Source organism: Salifodinibacter halophilus (genome assembly GCA_012999515.1).
Taxonomy (GTDB): domain Bacteria; phylum Pseudomonadota; class Gammaproteobacteria; order Nevskiales; family Salinisphaeraceae; genus Salifodinibacter; species Salifodinibacter halophilus.
Window position 1 is genome coordinate 1 of sequence record JABEEB010000809.1, and the last position, 232, is coordinate 232.

Sequence of the window (232 nt, forward strand, 5' to 3'; positions counted from 1 at the left end):
CCAGATCGGCCCGATCGACCTGGACATCCGCCGCGGCGAGGTGACTTTCATCGTTGGCGGCAACGGTTCGGGCAAGTCGACCCTGAGCAAGCTGCTGACCCTGCATTACTCGGCCAGCGAAGGCGAAATCCTGTTCGGCGAGCAGCGCCTGGACGCGGACAACTTCGCCGCCTACCGCCAGCGGATCTGCGCGATCTATTCCGACTACTACCTGTTCGACCGCCTGCTGTGC

The 232-nt window shown here is 63.8% G+C and carries 1 protein-coding gene; it reads left to right on the forward strand.

The features are described 5' to 3' along the window. On the forward strand, positions 1–232 hold a 232-nt coding region (locus tag HKX41_13825; protein ID NNC25212.1), incomplete at both ends, for an ATP-binding cassette domain-containing protein.